At 35.5% G+C, this 14,204-nt stretch carries 16 protein-coding genes; 11 read left to right on the forward strand and 5 right to left on the reverse strand.

The window, feature by feature from the left end:
• Positions 1 to 330: 330 nt before the first annotated feature.
• Complete coding sequence (locus DD829_RS16770; protein ID WP_108410883.1) at positions 331 to 1,179, reverse strand: GLPGLI family protein; 849 nt, start codon at positions 1,177 to 1,179, stop codon at positions 331 to 333.
• A 76-nt stretch (positions 1,180 to 1,255) separates the two neighbouring features.
• Positions 1,256 to 1,528, reverse strand: a complete 273-nt coding sequence (locus DD829_RS16775) for a hypothetical protein (protein WP_116547959.1) — start codon at positions 1,526 to 1,528, stop codon at positions 1,256 to 1,258.
• 483 nt (positions 1,529 to 2,011) lie between these two features.
• Between DD829_RS16775 and DD829_RS23755 the strand changes: the two genes are divergently transcribed.
• Positions 2,012 to 2,182 (forward strand): hypothetical protein, encoded by a 171-nt coding sequence (locus tag DD829_RS23755; protein ID WP_165796744.1) that lies wholly within the window; start codon positions 2,012 to 2,014, stop codon positions 2,180 to 2,182.
• A 952-nt stretch (positions 2,183 to 3,134) separates the two neighbouring features.
• On the opposite strand, the gene DD829_RS16780 is transcribed toward DD829_RS23755, so the two are convergent.
• A complete protein-coding gene (locus DD829_RS16780; protein ID WP_108411517.1) occupies positions 3,135 to 4,559 on the reverse strand; it encodes a hypothetical protein in 1,425 nt (474 codons plus the stop codon).
• Positions 4,560 to 4,569: 10 nt separating this feature from the next.
• Positions 4,570 to 5,754 carry a hypothetical protein gene (locus DD829_RS16785; RefSeq protein WP_108411516.1) on the reverse strand — a complete coding sequence of 395 codons (1,185 nt, stop codon included), beginning with the start codon at positions 5,752 to 5,754 and terminating at the stop codon, positions 4,570 to 4,572.
• A gap of 199 nt (positions 5,755 to 5,953) precedes the next feature.
• Between DD829_RS16785 and DD829_RS16790 the strand changes: the two genes are divergently transcribed.
• The 4 genes from DD829_RS16790 to proC all read left to right on the forward strand — a co-directional run bounded on the left by DD829_RS16790 (position 5,954) and on the right by proC (position 9,621).
• Positions 5,954 to 7,159 (forward strand): pyridoxal phosphate-dependent aminotransferase, encoded by a 1,206-nt coding sequence (locus tag DD829_RS16790; protein WP_076390929.1) that lies wholly within the window; start codon positions 5,954 to 5,956, stop codon positions 7,157 to 7,159.
• Between the two features lie 16 nt (positions 7,160 to 7,175).
• Positions 7,176 to 7,655 carry a hypothetical protein gene (locus DD829_RS16795; protein ID WP_108410234.1) on the forward strand — a complete coding sequence of 160 codons (480 nt, stop codon included), beginning with the start codon at positions 7,176 to 7,178 and terminating at the stop codon, positions 7,653 to 7,655.
• Between the two features lie 4 nt (positions 7,656 to 7,659).
• Entirely contained in the window at positions 7,660 to 8,673 is a 1,014-nt protein-coding gene (gene murB, locus DD829_RS16800; protein WP_108410230.1) for a UDP-N-acetylmuramate dehydrogenase, read from the forward strand.
• Positions 8,674 to 8,817: 144 nt separating this feature from the next.
• Entirely contained in the window at positions 8,818 to 9,621 is an 804-nt protein-coding gene (proC, locus tag DD829_RS16805; protein ID WP_108410231.1) for a pyrroline-5-carboxylate reductase, read from the forward strand.
• A gap of 131 nt (positions 9,622 to 9,752) precedes the next feature.
• Here the strand turns inward: proC and DD829_RS16810 are convergent, their stop codons facing one another.
• On the reverse strand, positions 9,753 to 10,175 hold the full coding sequence (locus DD829_RS16810; RefSeq protein WP_108410232.1) for a VanZ family protein: 423 nt from the start codon (positions 10,173 to 10,175) through the stop codon (positions 9,753 to 9,755).
• A gap of 55 nt (positions 10,176 to 10,230) precedes the next feature.
• Here DD829_RS16810 and lnt point away from each other — a divergent pair, with 55 nt between their 5' ends.
• The 6 genes from lnt to DD829_RS16840 all read left to right on the forward strand — a co-directional run bounded on the left by lnt (position 10,231) and on the right by DD829_RS16840 (position 14,135).
• The gene (gene lnt / locus DD829_RS16815; RefSeq protein WP_108410233.1) at positions 10,231 to 11,865 is read left to right on the forward strand and encodes an apolipoprotein N-acyltransferase; all 1,635 of its coding nucleotides are present in this window, start codon (positions 10,231 to 10,233) and stop codon (positions 11,863 to 11,865) included.
• A gap of 192 nt (positions 11,866 to 12,057) precedes the next feature.
• Positions 12,058 to 12,300 (forward strand): 50S ribosomal protein L28, encoded by a 243-nt coding sequence (rpmB, locus tag DD829_RS16820; RefSeq protein ID WP_002976757.1) that lies wholly within the window; start codon positions 12,058 to 12,060, stop codon positions 12,298 to 12,300.
• Positions 12,301 to 12,303: 3 nt separating this feature from the next.
• The gene (gene rpmG, locus DD829_RS16825; RefSeq protein WP_027379950.1) at positions 12,304 to 12,486 is read left to right on the forward strand and encodes a 50S ribosomal protein L33; all 183 of its coding nucleotides are present in this window, start codon (positions 12,304 to 12,306) and stop codon (positions 12,484 to 12,486) included.
• Positions 12,487 to 12,506: 20 nt separating this feature from the next.
• Positions 12,507 to 12,656, forward strand: coding sequence for a DUF4295 family protein (locus tag DD829_RS16830; RefSeq protein WP_065722020.1), 150 nt, complete (start codon positions 12,507 to 12,509; stop codon positions 12,654 to 12,656).
• 192 nt (positions 12,657 to 12,848) lie between these two features.
• Positions 12,849 to 13,802 (forward strand): signal recognition particle-docking protein FtsY, encoded by a 954-nt coding sequence (ftsY, locus tag DD829_RS16835; protein WP_116547960.1) that lies wholly within the window; start codon positions 12,849 to 12,851, stop codon positions 13,800 to 13,802.
• Positions 13,803 to 13,865: 63 nt separating this feature from the next.
• Positions 13,866 to 14,135, forward strand: coding sequence for a GlsB/YeaQ/YmgE family stress response membrane protein (locus DD829_RS16840; RefSeq protein WP_076390923.1), 270 nt, complete (start codon positions 13,866 to 13,868; stop codon positions 14,133 to 14,135).
• Positions 14,136 to 14,204 lie beyond the last annotated feature (69 nt).

Consider the following 14,204-nt stretch of genomic DNA (forward strand, 5'->3'; position numbering starts at 1 on the left):
GCTCACGAAGGATTTTTAATTATGAAAAGTTTTAGGCTCACAAGGCCGTTACACTTAACGAAGAATAAGGGGAAATTTTTTTAAGTTTTTTTGATTCACAGGTTTTAATCTTGATGCTTAATTGAACACAAAGCTCACGAAGGATTTTTAGTTATGAAACGTTTTTAGGATCACAAAGCCGTTACACTTAACAAAGAATAAAGGAATTTTTTTTGATTCGCGGGTTTTAATCTTGATGCTTAATTGAACACAAAGCTGAAGAAGGATTTTTAACTGAATAAAGGCTATCATTTTGAATAATAGTATAATATTTTTCATTCCTGTTTTATACTAATTTAATTCTATAGGGTTATCTCCCTTTTTCCTTAACTGCATTTCTTTCTGTCTTTCCATGATGATTTTTCTTTGTTCCGGAGTAACACTTGTTCCAAGACTTTCCAATATTCCTAAGGAATTTTCTCTGAAATTTTGTAACGTTTTTTCTAATTCTGTTTTAGTTGTTTCCGTTGAATTAGTGTATCTGTTTTCGTATATGTTTACCAATCTGCCTTTCAATTTAGAATTAGATACAGATCTTACCAATTCAAAATCATAATCCCCTTTATCATCAGTAATTTTTATAATTAAGCCCGGCAATCCACTGAATTTATACGGACCATAAGGCAATGGAATTTCTGCAGAATACCATGCAGTCCAATTTCTGCCTTTATATGAAACCTCTGCTTTTTTACAATTAACTGTATTTATTATTTTTGTTTCGTCAATAAGTTTCCAATCTTTTATTACCGATTCTTTATATGATAGTAAAGACATGGCAACTCTTTGAAAATACTGTATATTTTCATTGGTTTGTATGATCGTATAAGAAAACTTTGTTTGTGGCATTGATGTCCCTCTGAAATCAAAAACCCCTCCCCCATTATTAATTGCTTTTCTTGAAACAATTCCGGCTACAGAATCTCTTTTCAAAGAATTAAGACTACTAAAAAATGTACGATGATCAGCTACCTGAAGTGAGAATAGTTCTTCATCTGTCTGATTGGGATTTAACGTATTTAATTTAGCTTTCAATAAGTAAATGAACTCTCCTCGCAATGAATCCTGAGTATTCAGTTGAGAATAAAATAAAATACTATAAAATAAAACGAATAGTTGAAATAGTTTTTTATGATAAGACATGATATTGCTTTTTATTATGAAAAATTGCACATATAAAAACCATATGTGCAAATGAAGATTTGTTATTTTTTAACTATTAATAACCGTGTCCACAATAAATTGCTTCAACCATATTAGCCCAAATTTGTCCTTGTTCGTTAGTCCAGTCCTGAGTTGTGGTAGCAGCTACACCACAAGAAGTATAAGTAACAAAGGTGCTCTTGAATTTAGCCGCTTTTTTTGTCTTTTTTACCTCTTTAGTACTTACTGTTGTTTTTGTAGCCTTAAGATTTAAGCTTTTTACCGGTGTTCCTTTAGCACTAACAAGACCCGCTACACCAAGCATAGCGACGAAAAATACTTTTTTCATAATTGTATATTTTTTTAAAATTGAACAGCAAATATATAGCTATAAATCAAACAAAAGAGAAAAATTTTATTATGTTAACCCCCTGACAGAAGTCGTTTTAAAACATTATGTCATTTCACCTTTAACTTTTTATAAGAAGTTTATTTAACCGCAAAAGTCGTAAAAGATGAACTAAATGTTTATTTAAAGCTGGCGATTATAAATAAAAAGGATCACAATAGTTTTTAAAAATTTTTAATTTTTATTCTTTTGAGTGCTTTGATTATTCCGGAAATTCGCTTTATCATTATATTTTGTCCTTTTGCGGTTAATTCCGAAATTCATTTAAAAAAGTTCCTAAAATATGCTCACTCTGGCGTTTTAGCTTCGGAGATTTCCGAAATCATATTCCTTATGGCGAGATGATTTCGGGAGTTCCCGATAGTATATAATCTCGGTCGGAATACACTCGGAGAGTTCCGAAAGTTTACTCCTTCCGGCGAGATGGTTTCGGCAGTTCCCGAAGGCTTCCTCCTTTCGGCGGTGGCTCTGGAAAGGCGATTGCCGGGTTTGAGAATTTTACTCTTTTTACTTTTCCACGAGAATCAGGAAAATATAATCATCTACGGAAACGGATTGAATCTGCATATTTTTCAGTTTTTCAATGATGCTTAATTGAACACAAAGCTCACGAAGGATTTTTACTTATGAAACGTTTTTAGGTTCACAAAGCCGTTACACTTAACAATGAATAAGGAAATTTTTTTAACTTTTGATTCGAAGTTTTTAAACTTGATGCTTAATTGAACACAAAGCTCACCAAGGATTTTTAATTATGAAATGTTTTTAGGTTCACAAAGCCGTTACACTTAACAAAGAATAAGGGGAAAGTTTGTTTTAACTTTTTTTGATTCGCGGGTTTTAATCATGATGCTTAATTGAACACAAAGCTCACGAAGGATTTTTAATTATGAAACGTTTTTAGGTTCACAAAGCGTTACACTTAACAAAGAATAAGAGAAAGTTTGTTTTAATTTTGTTGATTCGAAGTTTTTAATCATGATGCTTAATTGAATACAAAGTTCACGAAGGTTTTTTAATAATGAAACATTTTAGGTTCACAAAGCCGTTACACTTAACAAAGAATAAGAGAAAGTTTGTTTTAATTTTTTTGATTCGAAGTTTTTAATCATGATGCTTAATTGAACACAAAACTCACGAAGGTTTTTTAGCTATGAAACCTGTTTACACTTTTTATTTAAACGCAAAAGGTTCAAAAGATTAACTAAATGTTTATTTAAAGCTGGTGATTATAAATAAGAAGATCACAATAGTTTTTAAAAATCTTTGATTTTTATTCTTTTGAGCGCTTTGATTATTCTGGAAATTCGCTTTATCATTATCTTTTGCATCTTTTGCGGTTAATTCCGAAATTACTTTAAACAAGTTTTATTAAACGTTTTAGGTTCACAAAGCCGTTACACTTAACAAAGAATAAGGGTTTTGAGAATATTCGATTTTATGGTTTTGCAATGGTCTCTTTTGATCAAATTTGAAACTATTTTAAATCAAAAAAAATCAGCCCTAAAGATTTAAGGCTGATTCTTTCAATATTATTTTGATTAAATTATTTTACAAAATTGTAAACGCTGAACATCTGAACGTCTTTCCCGTTTTTGTCCAGAAACAACAATTTATTGTTTGCCGGAACAAATTGTACTAAGTTTCCGTCTGTAAAACCATAATTCTGGAAGAAGTTTCTTCCTTTATAATCGAGTGTAAGTTCTTTCGGAGCCAGAGTGCCAAAATCGAAAGATTTCATGGAGAAACCTGTATTCCCGAATGCTCCTTTCGGATAGAATGCGGAAACATACAGATTGTCTCCGGACTCAATCACCTGAACTCTTCTTCCCGAAGGATTGCTTCCAAGCGGTACAAACTGCTTTACTTCTCCTTCTTTATTGAATTTCATTAAAACGCCAACATCAAGCGTATACACAGGATCTGGAAAACGGTTCATCGCAGTCGGCATCGGTCTTGAGATCTTTTCCTGCTGAACCGCCATTAAAACTTCATCGCCTTTCACAATGGTTTTAATTACTTTCACATCGTTCATATCTTTCGCTCCGGCAAGATTGGTATTACTGATTACGGCTTTTCCAGATTTGATGTCGTAGAACATCACTGTTCCGAAGGTACTTCCACCCATCGTAACTGCCTGATTTTTTCTTCCGAAAGTTACCAGATAATCGCTGTCGTTTTTGCTGATCGCGTATAATTTTTCAGGAATGTATTTATCATCAAAAGGCAGATCTTTATCTTCCGTGTTGGAAACCATCTCTATTTTATAAGATTCTTTCCAGCCCGCAGCTTTACGAAGCAACACAATTTTTCCAGAGTTGGTTAAGGTTAACGATTTTTCCACATAATCGCTGCTTAAAGAAATTTCTTTGTTCCAAAGCGGCGTTAATGTTCTTAAATCGAGAACCAGAGCATCATTGATGTTATCTGTTTTTTTCGTGGCATATCGGTCGTTGAAAACGGCTGCATATTTTCCGTTCTCAGAAAAAACTACGTAGGTCGTTCCCGATTTGTTGGTAGATTCAATCGTATATTTTGCGATACTTTTTGTGGTAAACGTTCCCGATTTTTTACTGAAAACGTGCTGAAAAACCTCTTTTCTGTTTTCTTTTCCGAAATATTCTTCCGTAAATGCCACAAAACGGTCTTCATCTATCTGCTGAGAACCCAGATAATTGTGAAGAACACCGTTGGTTTTATTCGCGTAATCCTGAATGTAAGTATCTACAAGACTTCCGTTCTGATCGAGTTTTCTCATCAGCAGCTTTTTGTGCGGAAATACGTTTCTCATCAATCCGTCGATATTAATCGCGCTGAACATATAAGAATTGTAATCGTCTGCCAAAACCAGTTTTTCGTCGGTTTCAAGATTGGCATCGGTTGTAAATTTTGTTCCCTCCACCACTTTTACCTGAGCAAATGCGCATACAGAAGCGGTAATCATTACAGAGGCAATAATCTGTTTAATCATATTATTTTCTTTAGTTATTATAAATTTTTTCTTCTAATCTTTTTAATTCGAGGTTCGCATCGTAAGACAGTTTGATGTCTACCAAATGTTCCTGAAGTTCGTTTAAATATTTTTCCGCTTCTGTGTAATTTCCCAAAGCAAGATTCAGCCTTATTAAATTGAAATACAGATACTCTCCTATTTTTTGGTTGTACAGTGCTTTTTTATCGTTGTAATTAACTTTTCCAAGCGCAGCTTTCCACATCTCGATTCCCTTCTGCATATTTTCCATGGCAATTTTATTGGGCGCGTAATCGGATTTTGCCTGAAGTTTCTTAAGATTCGTCGTTACATAGATATATGCTTTTTCCAGATCGTCGTAATCCCCTTTATTTTTTACCGTTTCTAAAGTAACCGATGAATTGATGGTCTGATATCCGAAATGATCATTGATGATATTTCTTGTACGGTCCATTGTTCTCTGCAGATATCTCTTTTCGTGGACATTGAGGTTGATTTCATTTGTAGGTACACTTGCGATCTCGGCAAAATCTGAAAAGTACGTTTTGTCTAATTTAACCACTCCGTTCTGTTTTCCGACAATTCTCACCGGCTGATTGGCAAATGTTTTCCCCTGATTGTCCTGAAAATTCGTTCTTTCCATTTCAACAAGCACATCAAGATGATTCCCTCCTTTTGAAAATCCGGCAACATCCATCTGAGAAGCGAGAATTTTATTATCGACAATTAAAGCATCTTTAAGATCGGGCTGTCTGTAAACCGGCATCGGCGGAATATTGAGGACAGGTCTTGAAGGCAGTCTTAAAATTGGCGCTCCGTTTACAGCGGCAATTTTTTCGACAGCAGATAATTTATTGTACTCGGCAGATTCAAGCTTGAATTTTTCCTGAAGCTTTTTTACTTCCGCTTCATAATCTTTCAGCCTTTCCTGATGTTCGATCTTTGCTGTTTCTACATTCGTCTGATAATTATTTACCTGATTCTGATGCTCTTCTTTAGACATCCTTAAAACATCATCTTTCGTAATATTATAAGGGGATTTTACCGTGATGGTGTAATTTCTGTTGGCAAGATCTGTTGTAAAAACAGGCTCTTTCAGCAACTGAAAACTGATGGTTTCTTTATCAATTCTCTGCCCGAAAACAGACTGAACCGAAAACAAAACAACCGGAAAAAGTAAATTTAATTTCTTCATATATCTATTTAGATTCCGGGCAAAAGTAAAATAAATTATTAATAAAACACTTTTTGTATCTATTATTAAGGAAATATTCACTTTACAGGAGTTCTTAAAGCAAATCATTCAACTCAACCCGTTAAAATTCTTTCTTTACAAGCTTTATTTTATTATTGAGAAATTATATCTTATTTTTGCCATACAAATTTTTTGAACAATGCCGAATATTTCAAACAGAGCACTCCACATGCCGCCATCGCCGGTAAGAAAATTGGTTCCTTTTGCCCTAAAAGCGAAGCAGAAAGGGACAAAAGTTTATCATCTTAATATCGGGCAACCGGATATTGAAACTCCGGAAACGGCACTTAATGCTTTAAAGAATATTGATTTAAAAGTATTGGAATATGCTCTTTCTGAAGGAAATATCGACTACAGAAAAGCACTTACAGAATATTATCACTCTTTGGATTTCACAGATCTTACACCGGATAATTTCATTGTAACCAACGGAGGATCAGAAGCTTTAAATTTCGCCATCTCTACTTTATGTGATGATGGTGATGAAGTAATTATTCCTGAACCTTATTATGCCAATTATAATGGATTTACAAGTACTTTCAATGTAAATGTAGTAGCGATTCCTTCTACCATCGATACTGGTTTTGCACTTCCTCCGGTTGAAGAATTTGAGAAAAAAATCACTGAAAAAACAAGAGCCATCGTTATCTGCAACCCCGGAAATCCTACCGGTTATCTTTATACCCGTGAAGAACTTCAGAAATTAGCAGAGATTGCTTTAAAATATGACATCGTTGTTATTTCAGACGAAGTATACAGAGAGTATGTTTACGACGGAAAACAGCAGGTTTCTATGCTGGCTTTTCCTGAACTGGCAGAAAACTGCATCATTATCGATTCAGAATCAAAACGTTACTCAATGTGCGGCGTAAGAATCGGATGTATGATTACCCGTTCTAAAAAAATTCACGATGCGGCGATGCTTTTCGCACAGGCAAGATTAAGTCCTGTTTTACTGGGACAGATCGCGGCAACGGCGGCTCACCAAAATGACGGAGCTTACATCAGAGCGGTAAGAGAAGAATATACCCACAGAAGAAATGTTCTGGTAGATTTACTGAACGCCATTCCGGGAGTAATCTGCCCAAAACCGAAAGGCGCATTCTACTGCGTTGCGGAACTTCCGGTAGACGATACTGAAAAGTTTGCTCAGTGGCTTCTGGAAAGCTATTCCCACAATAACGAAACGATTATGGTGGCTCCTGCAGGAGGATTCTACAGCAATCCGGAACTGGGGAAAAAGCAGGTAAGAATTGCTTACGTTCTGAAAGAGGAAGATTTAAGAAGAAGCGCAGCAATCCTTAAAGATGCTCTTGAAAAATACAAATCAGAATTCAGTCTTTAATTTAAAAGAACATAATATGTCAGCAATAAAATATCATAGTTTGAAATTGTTCTCACTATTTATTTTATTGCTGATATTTTTTTCATGTAACAGCAAGAAGGAAGAAAATTATTCCGGAAACGCCAACGAAATTATTTCGATAAGCTATTCGGATATCGGTGGAGATCTCGGAAATTATAAAATCGTAAAAGTTAACAAAGATTCTGTTTTTGCAGAACAGGGAGTTTCAGCAAAGAAAATCCACAAAGAATGGAAATCTGCAATAACGCCGCAAATCTGGAAAAGAGTAACGGCGTCTCTTAATGTAAAAACATTAGATAAAATCGAAAGTTCTCCCAGCAAACAGCCGGTTGACGGATTTGATGAAACTTTCCAGATCAGAACGCCGAATAAATACCATGTTTATGTAAATTCGTATTCAGATACTATTTATTATCAACAGCTTCAGAAATTAAAAGACCAGATTAACGCCCTTCTTCCAACAGAATATAACTAAAATAATGCACGAAAATTATTCACTAAAGCCATACAATACTTTCGGGGTAGATGTAAAAACAAGATATTTCACCGAAATACATACCGTTGAAGAACTGAAAGAAGCCATTAGTTTCTCCAATTCTCATTCGCTTACTACTTTATTTTTAGGAGGCGGAAGCAATGTTTTATTTACAAAAGATTTTGACGGATTGGTGATTAAATTAAACCTGAAAGGAATTTCCGTGCTGCCTGTAAATGAGAACGAAGTTCTGGTTACCGCAAAAGCAGGCGAAAACTGGCACGAATTCGTGATGTTCTGTCTGGATAATAATTTTGGCGGACTGGAAAACCTTTCCTTAATTCCGGGGAATGTAGGAACATCGCCGATGCAGAATATCGGAGCTTATGGAACTGAAATTAAAGATGTTTTTTATGACTGCAAGGTTTTAAATCTTGAAACGCTGGAAATTGAAACTTTTGATCTTGAAAAATGCAGATTCGGGTACAGAGACTCAATTTTTAAGCAGGAAGGAAAAGGTAAATATGTGATTTTAGAAGTTTCGTTCAGACTTACCTTCCGAAATCATAAAATTAAAACAGAGTACGGCGCAATACAGTCTGAACTTAAAAGTTCAGGTATTGAAAATCCTACGATTCAGGATGTTTCCAGAGCGGTTATCAATATCCGACAAAGCAAATTACCCGATCCTAAAGAAACAGGAAATGCGGGAAGTTTCTTTAAAAATCCTACGATTCCTTTGGCTCAGTTTGAAACATTACAGCAGAAATTTGAAAATATTCCGGGATATCCGAACGGAAATTCTGTAAAAGTTCCTGCAGGATGGCTGATTGAACAATCCGGCTGGAAAGGAAAACAAATAGGAAATGTTGCCTCTCACAAATTACAGGCTCTGGTTATCGTTAACGCAACAGGAAACGCAACCGGAAAGGAAATTTTTGATTTTTCGACGGAGATTATTAATTCTGTGAAAGAAAAATTCGGGATTGAACTGGAAAGGGAGGTGAATATTATTTAAAAACATTTCCAAAAAGAACTTTTAATTTGTCATAAGAAATTAATCACAAAAACTATTTAAAATCCAACCTTTTGTGATATTCGTGATTTTAAACAATTTTACTAACTTTAGAACTAATTATCAGAATAATAAAAACACACAAATATGAAAATAGCAATTCTCGGAGCCGGAAATATGGGCTTATCCTTTTCAAAGTCTTTTTTGAAATACGAACTGATAAAGCCTGAAAGCCTTCATTTAATTACAAGAAACCAGTCTAAATTTTCAAAAATCTCGGAAGAATTTCCAAAGTCTAAAATCTCTACTTTCGATGAAGTGAAAGATTTAGACGCAGATTTAATTATCATCGCCGTAAAACCTCAGGATTTTCAGCACGTAGCGGAAAATTTCCGGTTTCAGTTAAAAGAAAACCAGATGGTTTTATCGATTATGGCAGGAATTAAAATCGAGAAAATTCAGAAATTATTAAATCATCCATTGGTTGTAAGAGCCATGCCCAACTCTCCTACTCTTCTCGGAATGGGAATTACAGGCTACACTTCTGCGGAAGGAATTTCTTTCAGCCAGTTAATTAATATCGAACGGTTATTAAATTCTACCGGAAGATCTGTTTATCTGGAAAATGAAGAATTGTTGGACAGTGTTACGGCGCTTTCGGGAAGCGGACCTGCTTATTTTTACTACATTATCGATGCTATGATAAAAGCAGGCGTAGAAATGGGAATCGAGGAAAATCTTTCCCAGCTTTTTGTGAAACAGACGATGTTGGGAGCGTATCATTTAATCAACAATTCGGATAAAAGTCTGGAAGAACTCATAAAAGATGTGGCTTCCAAAGGCGGAACCACCGAAGCTGCCCTGAAATCATTTAATGAAAATAATTTAAAGGAAATTCTGAAGAACGGAATTCTGAGTGCAGAAAAACGTGCGAAAGAACTGAATGGATAATCAGACTTTTTCAGAGGATAAATGAAAATCGACTTCAGCCTGAATTTATACTAAGTTTTGGCTAAAGCCGATTTTCTTTCTTATTATTAAATTGGGCTAAAACTATTTCCAGTGATGTATTCTTAAATATTTTAAATCATCCCGTTTGGAAATCGTTTTTCGATAAAATTCTTCATTAAAAAGCCTAAAAATACGCCAAAAGTATTCAGAATAATATCATCCACTTCAAAAATCCCCATTCTGGAAAAGTACTGAATTGCTTCCACAATGGTAATTGAAGAAATAAACGTAAAAAGGAGATTCTGTAAATCCTGAAGTCTGGGAAAAATCCAGCCGAGAAATCCGAAAGGAATAAACATCACCACATTTCCCGCAACAATAGTCACTATTTCTTTCCATGAAATACATCCTTTAATGAAATTGATGGTAGAAAATATCGGCTCTATGGTTAACAGATTATCTTCCATCTGCGTTCTGCCCATCCCGAAAAACATGAGGTACAGCAAAAACAGGGTATAAGGAACGATAATGATTTTATAAAATTTCTTTAACATCGTTTGCAAATTTATTCATTTCAAAAACATTAAATTTGTATGTTAAATCAATTTAATGAAATACGTTTTACTTACGCTCATTTCAGCGATGCTTTTGTCCGTTTCGTGGCCTACTTACGGAGTTCCGTTTTTTATATTTTTTGCGCTTGTTCCGCTTTTAATGATGGAACACGGCGTCTCCAAATTTTCAGATTACAGCAGAAAAAGCTGGGTCGTTTTCGGACTTTCCTACCTCTGTTTTGTGATTTGGAATGTGGTAACAACAGGATGGCTTTATGGTTCAAAAAATCCGGACGGAAGCCATTCTATGATGGCGGTTGTATTTCCGGTATTGGTCAATTCTTTTCTGTATTCATTGGTTTTCCAATGCTATCACTGGTACAAAAATGCACAGGGAACCTATTGGGGTTTAGGATTTCTGATCGCGATCTGGATGAGCTTTGAAAAGTTCCATTTAGGCTGGGAATTAACATGGCCATGGCTGAATCTGGGAAATGTTTTTTCCGATTATCCTAAACTTATCCAGTGGTACGATACTTTAGGAGCGACCGGCGGAAGTTTCTGGATTTTATTAATTAATGTCCTGATTTTCTATACAATCAGAATTTGGGAAGCGGGGAGAAAAAGAAAAGAACTCATTAAAAACACATCCATTGTTGCCGCTTTAATCATTATTCCGATGATTATTTCTGTGGTGAAATATAATAATTTTGACGAAAAACCAATCGGAAGCGTTAATGTACTGATGCTTCAGCCTGATCTGGATCCGTATGCAGAAAAATACACGCAGGACAGCTTAACAATTGAAAACGATCTTCTAAGCCTTGCAGAAAGAAATTCCAAAACAAAAATAGACTATTACATCGCTCCCGAAACTGCGCTTCCGGGAAGAGGTTCTATTTCGGAAACCGCTTTTGAAAAGAGTGTTATTTTAAACAATCTTAAAGGATTTTTAGCCAAACATCCGGGTTCGGTTTTCGCAACTGGAATTTCTTCGCATCATTTTTTTACAAGTGAAAAAAATCTGCCAAAAGAAGCTTACCAGATTCATACAGGACTTTGGGTGGAAAGTTTTAATTCGGCGGTACAGGTTATTCCGAACCAGAAAGTAGAAGTATATCATAAAGGAAAGCTGGTTCCGGGCGTGGAAATCTTCCCTTATATGAACTATTTAAAGCCACTTCTGGGCGATGCAATGATTAATCTGGGCGGAACGGTTGCTTCTTTGGGAACCGATAAAGAAAGGGTTGCCTTTTCAAATCCTTTCAACAAAGGAAAAATGGCTCCGATCATCTGTTATGAAAGTATTTATGGAGAATTTACGGGAGAGTATGTAAAAAAAGGCGCAAACTTTTTAGCCATTATGACGAACGATTCTTGGTGGGGCGTTACAGAAGGACATAAACAGCTTCTTTCCTACGCAAAATTAAGAGCTATTGAAACCCGAAGAGAAATTTCAAGAGCAGCAAACAGCGGAATTTCCGCTCATATTAATGCGAAAGGGGAAATCATGGAAGATACTTTTTACGGCGATAAAACTGCTTTATTTTCTAAAATAAACCTGTATGACGGGATGACTTTTTATACAAGATCAGGAGATCTTTTATCCAGATTCTCCGTTTTTGCTTTAGGATTTCTGCTGTTTTATTTTTTAATCCGCTGGTTTCAGAGAAAGACAAAGAAGGCTTAAAAATTATTATTTCGGGAATATGAAATATATCATTCCTGAAGCCAATGCGTACTATGAGTGATATTAACATGAAATCCGAATGATTAATGCATAAGTTATTTATAAATAATTTTGTAAAAGATTTGTCTATCTGAAAAATTCTTCGTTATTTTGCACACTCAAATATTATAGTACAAATAAGAACATCGAGATATGTCAAGAATTTGCCAAATAACAGGAAAGCGTGCAATGGTTGGTAACAACGTTTCTCACGCTAATAACAAAACGAAGCGTCGTTTTGAAATTAACTTATTAGAGAAGAAATTTTACCTTCCGGAGCAGGATAAGCACGTAACACTGAAAGTATCAGCTCATGGATTGAGAGTGATTAACAAAATTGGAATCGAGGAAGCTATTGAAAGAGCGACTAGAAACGGATTGATAAAAAAGAACTAAATCATGGCAAAAAAAGGAAACAGAGTTCAAGTAATCCTTGAATGTACAGAGCACAAAGAGAGCGGTATGCCGGGAATGTCAAGATACATTTCTACTAAAAATAAAAAGAACACTACAGAGAGATTGGAATTGAAAAAATACAATCCTGTTCTTAAGAAAGTTACAGTTCACAAAGAAATCAAGTAATTTATAAAATATAATTTACCATGGCAAAGAAAGTAGTAGCAACCCTACAAACCGGGTCTAAAAAAATGACCAAAGTTGTGAAAATGGTGAAGTCTTCTAAATCAGGAGCTTACGTTTTCGAAGAAAAAGTAATGAATGCAGACGAAGTTGACGGTTATTTGAAGAAATAATCTCCACTTTATTTACAATATAAAAAACTACTCATATTTTGGGTAGTTTTTTTGTTATCTTTGCTTTTAATCTAGCTGGAAGGTCAGAAGCCGGATGCTCGAAGTTCGCCATAAAACTTAAAAATAAGGTTTTAAACTTCAGCCTCCATCTCCTTACTTTCATCATAAACATTAAATTCCATAATTCATAAGATGAGTTGGTTTAAAAATATTTTTAAAAAAGAAGAAAAAGAAACGTTAGATAAAGGATTGGAAAAATCCAGCCAGGGTTTCTTTGAAAAAATGACGAAAGCCGTAGTCGGCAAAAGCAAAGTAGATGATGAAGTTCTTGATGATCTTGAAGAAATCCTGATTGCTTCCGACGTTGGCGCATCTACCACCATCAAAATTATAGAAAGAATTGAAGAGCGCGTTGCAAGAGACAAATACGTCGGCGTAAGCGAACTTGATAAAATCCTCCGTGAAGAAATTTCAGGTCTTCTGCTTGAAAATCCTCACGCCGGAACCGGAAACATCGATGCCTCCAAGAAACCTTACGTTATTATGGTTGTCGGCGTAAACGGGGTAGGAAAAACAACTACCATCGGAAAATTGGCTCACCAGTTTACAACAGAAGGAAAGAAAGTGGTTTTAGGCGCTGCAGACACCTTCAGAGCCGCTGCGGTGGATCAACTGGTAATCTGGAGCCAGAGAGTCGGAGTTCCTATCGTAAAGCAGGAGATGGGCTCAGATCCGGCTTCCGTTGCTTTTGATACGGTACAGAGTGCCGTTGCCCAAAATGCAGACGTGGTTATTATTGATACGGCAGGAAGACTTCACAACAAGATCAATTTAATGAATGAGCTTTCTAAAATCAAGAGAGTAATGCAGAAGGTTATTCCGGATGCGCCTCATGAGATTTTACTGGTTCTTGACGGTTCTACCGGACAGAATGCTTTTGAACAGGCAAAACAGTTTACAGCCGCTACGGAAGTAAATGCTTTAGCGGTAACCAAACTCGACGGAACAGCGAAAGGAGGAGTTGTGATCGGGATTTCAGATCAGTTCCAGATTCCTGTGAAATATATAGGTGTCGGAGAAAAGATGCAGGACCTGCAGTTGTTTAATGGTACGGAGTTTGTAGATTCATTTTTCAAAAAAAGATAACAGCTCATATTTTTTTATAAATTAGCTGTATCTATTAACACTAATTTTAAAAAAATAATTATTATGTTCACATTTATTCTTTGGATTATTTTCGGACTGGTTGTAGGTGCTTTGGCTAAAATGATAATGCCTGGCAAACAAAATATGGGTTGGCTAATGACCTGTATTTTAGGAATCATCGGAGCTTTTGTCGGTGGGTTTATTGCCAATGCCATATTTGGCGGCGGCGGAGCAAGCGATGAAAGAATGTTTCACTTCTGGCCCATTATTTTTTCAGTGGGAGGCGCTTTAATCGTTCTGTGGATTTACGGAATGCTTACGAAGAAAAGCTAAGTTTGATTAGCCATAAAAAATTAAAACGGCGGATTTGAAATTCAAATCCGCCGTTTCTTTGTACAATAT

It is taken from the genome of Chryseobacterium sp. HMWF035 (genome assembly GCF_003094695.1).
Lineage (GTDB): Bacteria > Bacteroidota > Bacteroidia > Flavobacteriales > Weeksellaceae > Chryseobacterium > Chryseobacterium gambrini.

Bases quoted from the DNA above. Each gene is read 5' to 3' on its own strand.
- DD829_RS16780 (WP_108411517.1), bottom strand. From the start codon at position 4,559: ATGATTAAACAGATTATTGCCTCTGTAATGATTACCGCTTCTGTATGC.
- DD829_RS16770 (WP_108410883.1), bottom strand. From the start codon at position 1,179: ATGTCTTATCATAAAAAACTATTTCAACTATTCGTTTTATTTTATAGT.
- rpmG (WP_027379950.1), top strand. From the start codon at position 12,304: ATGGCAAAAAAAGGAAACAGAGTTCAAGTAATCCTTGAATGTACAGAG.
- DD829_RS16830 (WP_065722020.1), top strand. From the start codon at position 12,507: ATGGCAAAGAAAGTAGTAGCAACCCTACAAACCGGGTCTAAAAAAATG.
- DD829_RS16790 (WP_076390929.1), top strand. From the start codon at position 5,954: ATGCCGAATATTTCAAACAGAGCACTCCACATGCCGCCATCGCCGGTA.
- lnt (WP_108410233.1), top strand. From the start codon at position 10,231: ATGAAATACGTTTTACTTACGCTCATTTCAGCGATGCTTTTGTCCGTT.
- DD829_RS16795 (WP_108410234.1), top strand. From the start codon at position 7,176: ATGTCAGCAATAAAATATCATAGTTTGAAATTGTTCTCACTATTTATT.
- rpmB (WP_002976757.1), top strand. From the start codon at position 12,058: ATGTCAAGAATTTGCCAAATAACAGGAAAGCGTGCAATGGTTGGTAAC.
- DD829_RS16840 (WP_076390923.1), top strand. From the start codon at position 13,866: ATGTTCACATTTATTCTTTGGATTATTTTCGGACTGGTTGTAGGTGCT.
- murB (WP_108410230.1), top strand. From the start codon at position 7,660: ATGCACGAAAATTATTCACTAAAGCCATACAATACTTTCGGGGTAGAT.
- DD829_RS16810 (WP_108410232.1), bottom strand. From the start codon at position 10,175: ATGTTAAAGAAATTTTATAAAATCATTATCGTTCCTTATACCCTGTTT.
- proC (WP_108410231.1), top strand. From the start codon at position 8,818: ATGAAAATAGCAATTCTCGGAGCCGGAAATATGGGCTTATCCTTTTCA.
- DD829_RS16785 (WP_108411516.1), bottom strand. From the start codon at position 5,754: ATGAAGAAATTAAATTTACTTTTTCCGGTTGTTTTGTTTTCGGTTCAG.
- DD829_RS23755 (WP_165796744.1), top strand. From the start codon at position 2,012: ATGGTTTCGGCAGTTCCCGAAGGCTTCCTCCTTTCGGCGGTGGCTCTG.
- ftsY (WP_116547960.1), top strand. From the start codon at position 12,849: ATGAGTTGGTTTAAAAATATTTTTAAAAAAGAAGAAAAAGAAACGTTA.
- DD829_RS16775 (WP_116547959.1), bottom strand. From the start codon at position 1,528: ATGAAAAAAGTATTTTTCGTCGCTATGCTTGGTGTAGCGGGTCTTGTT.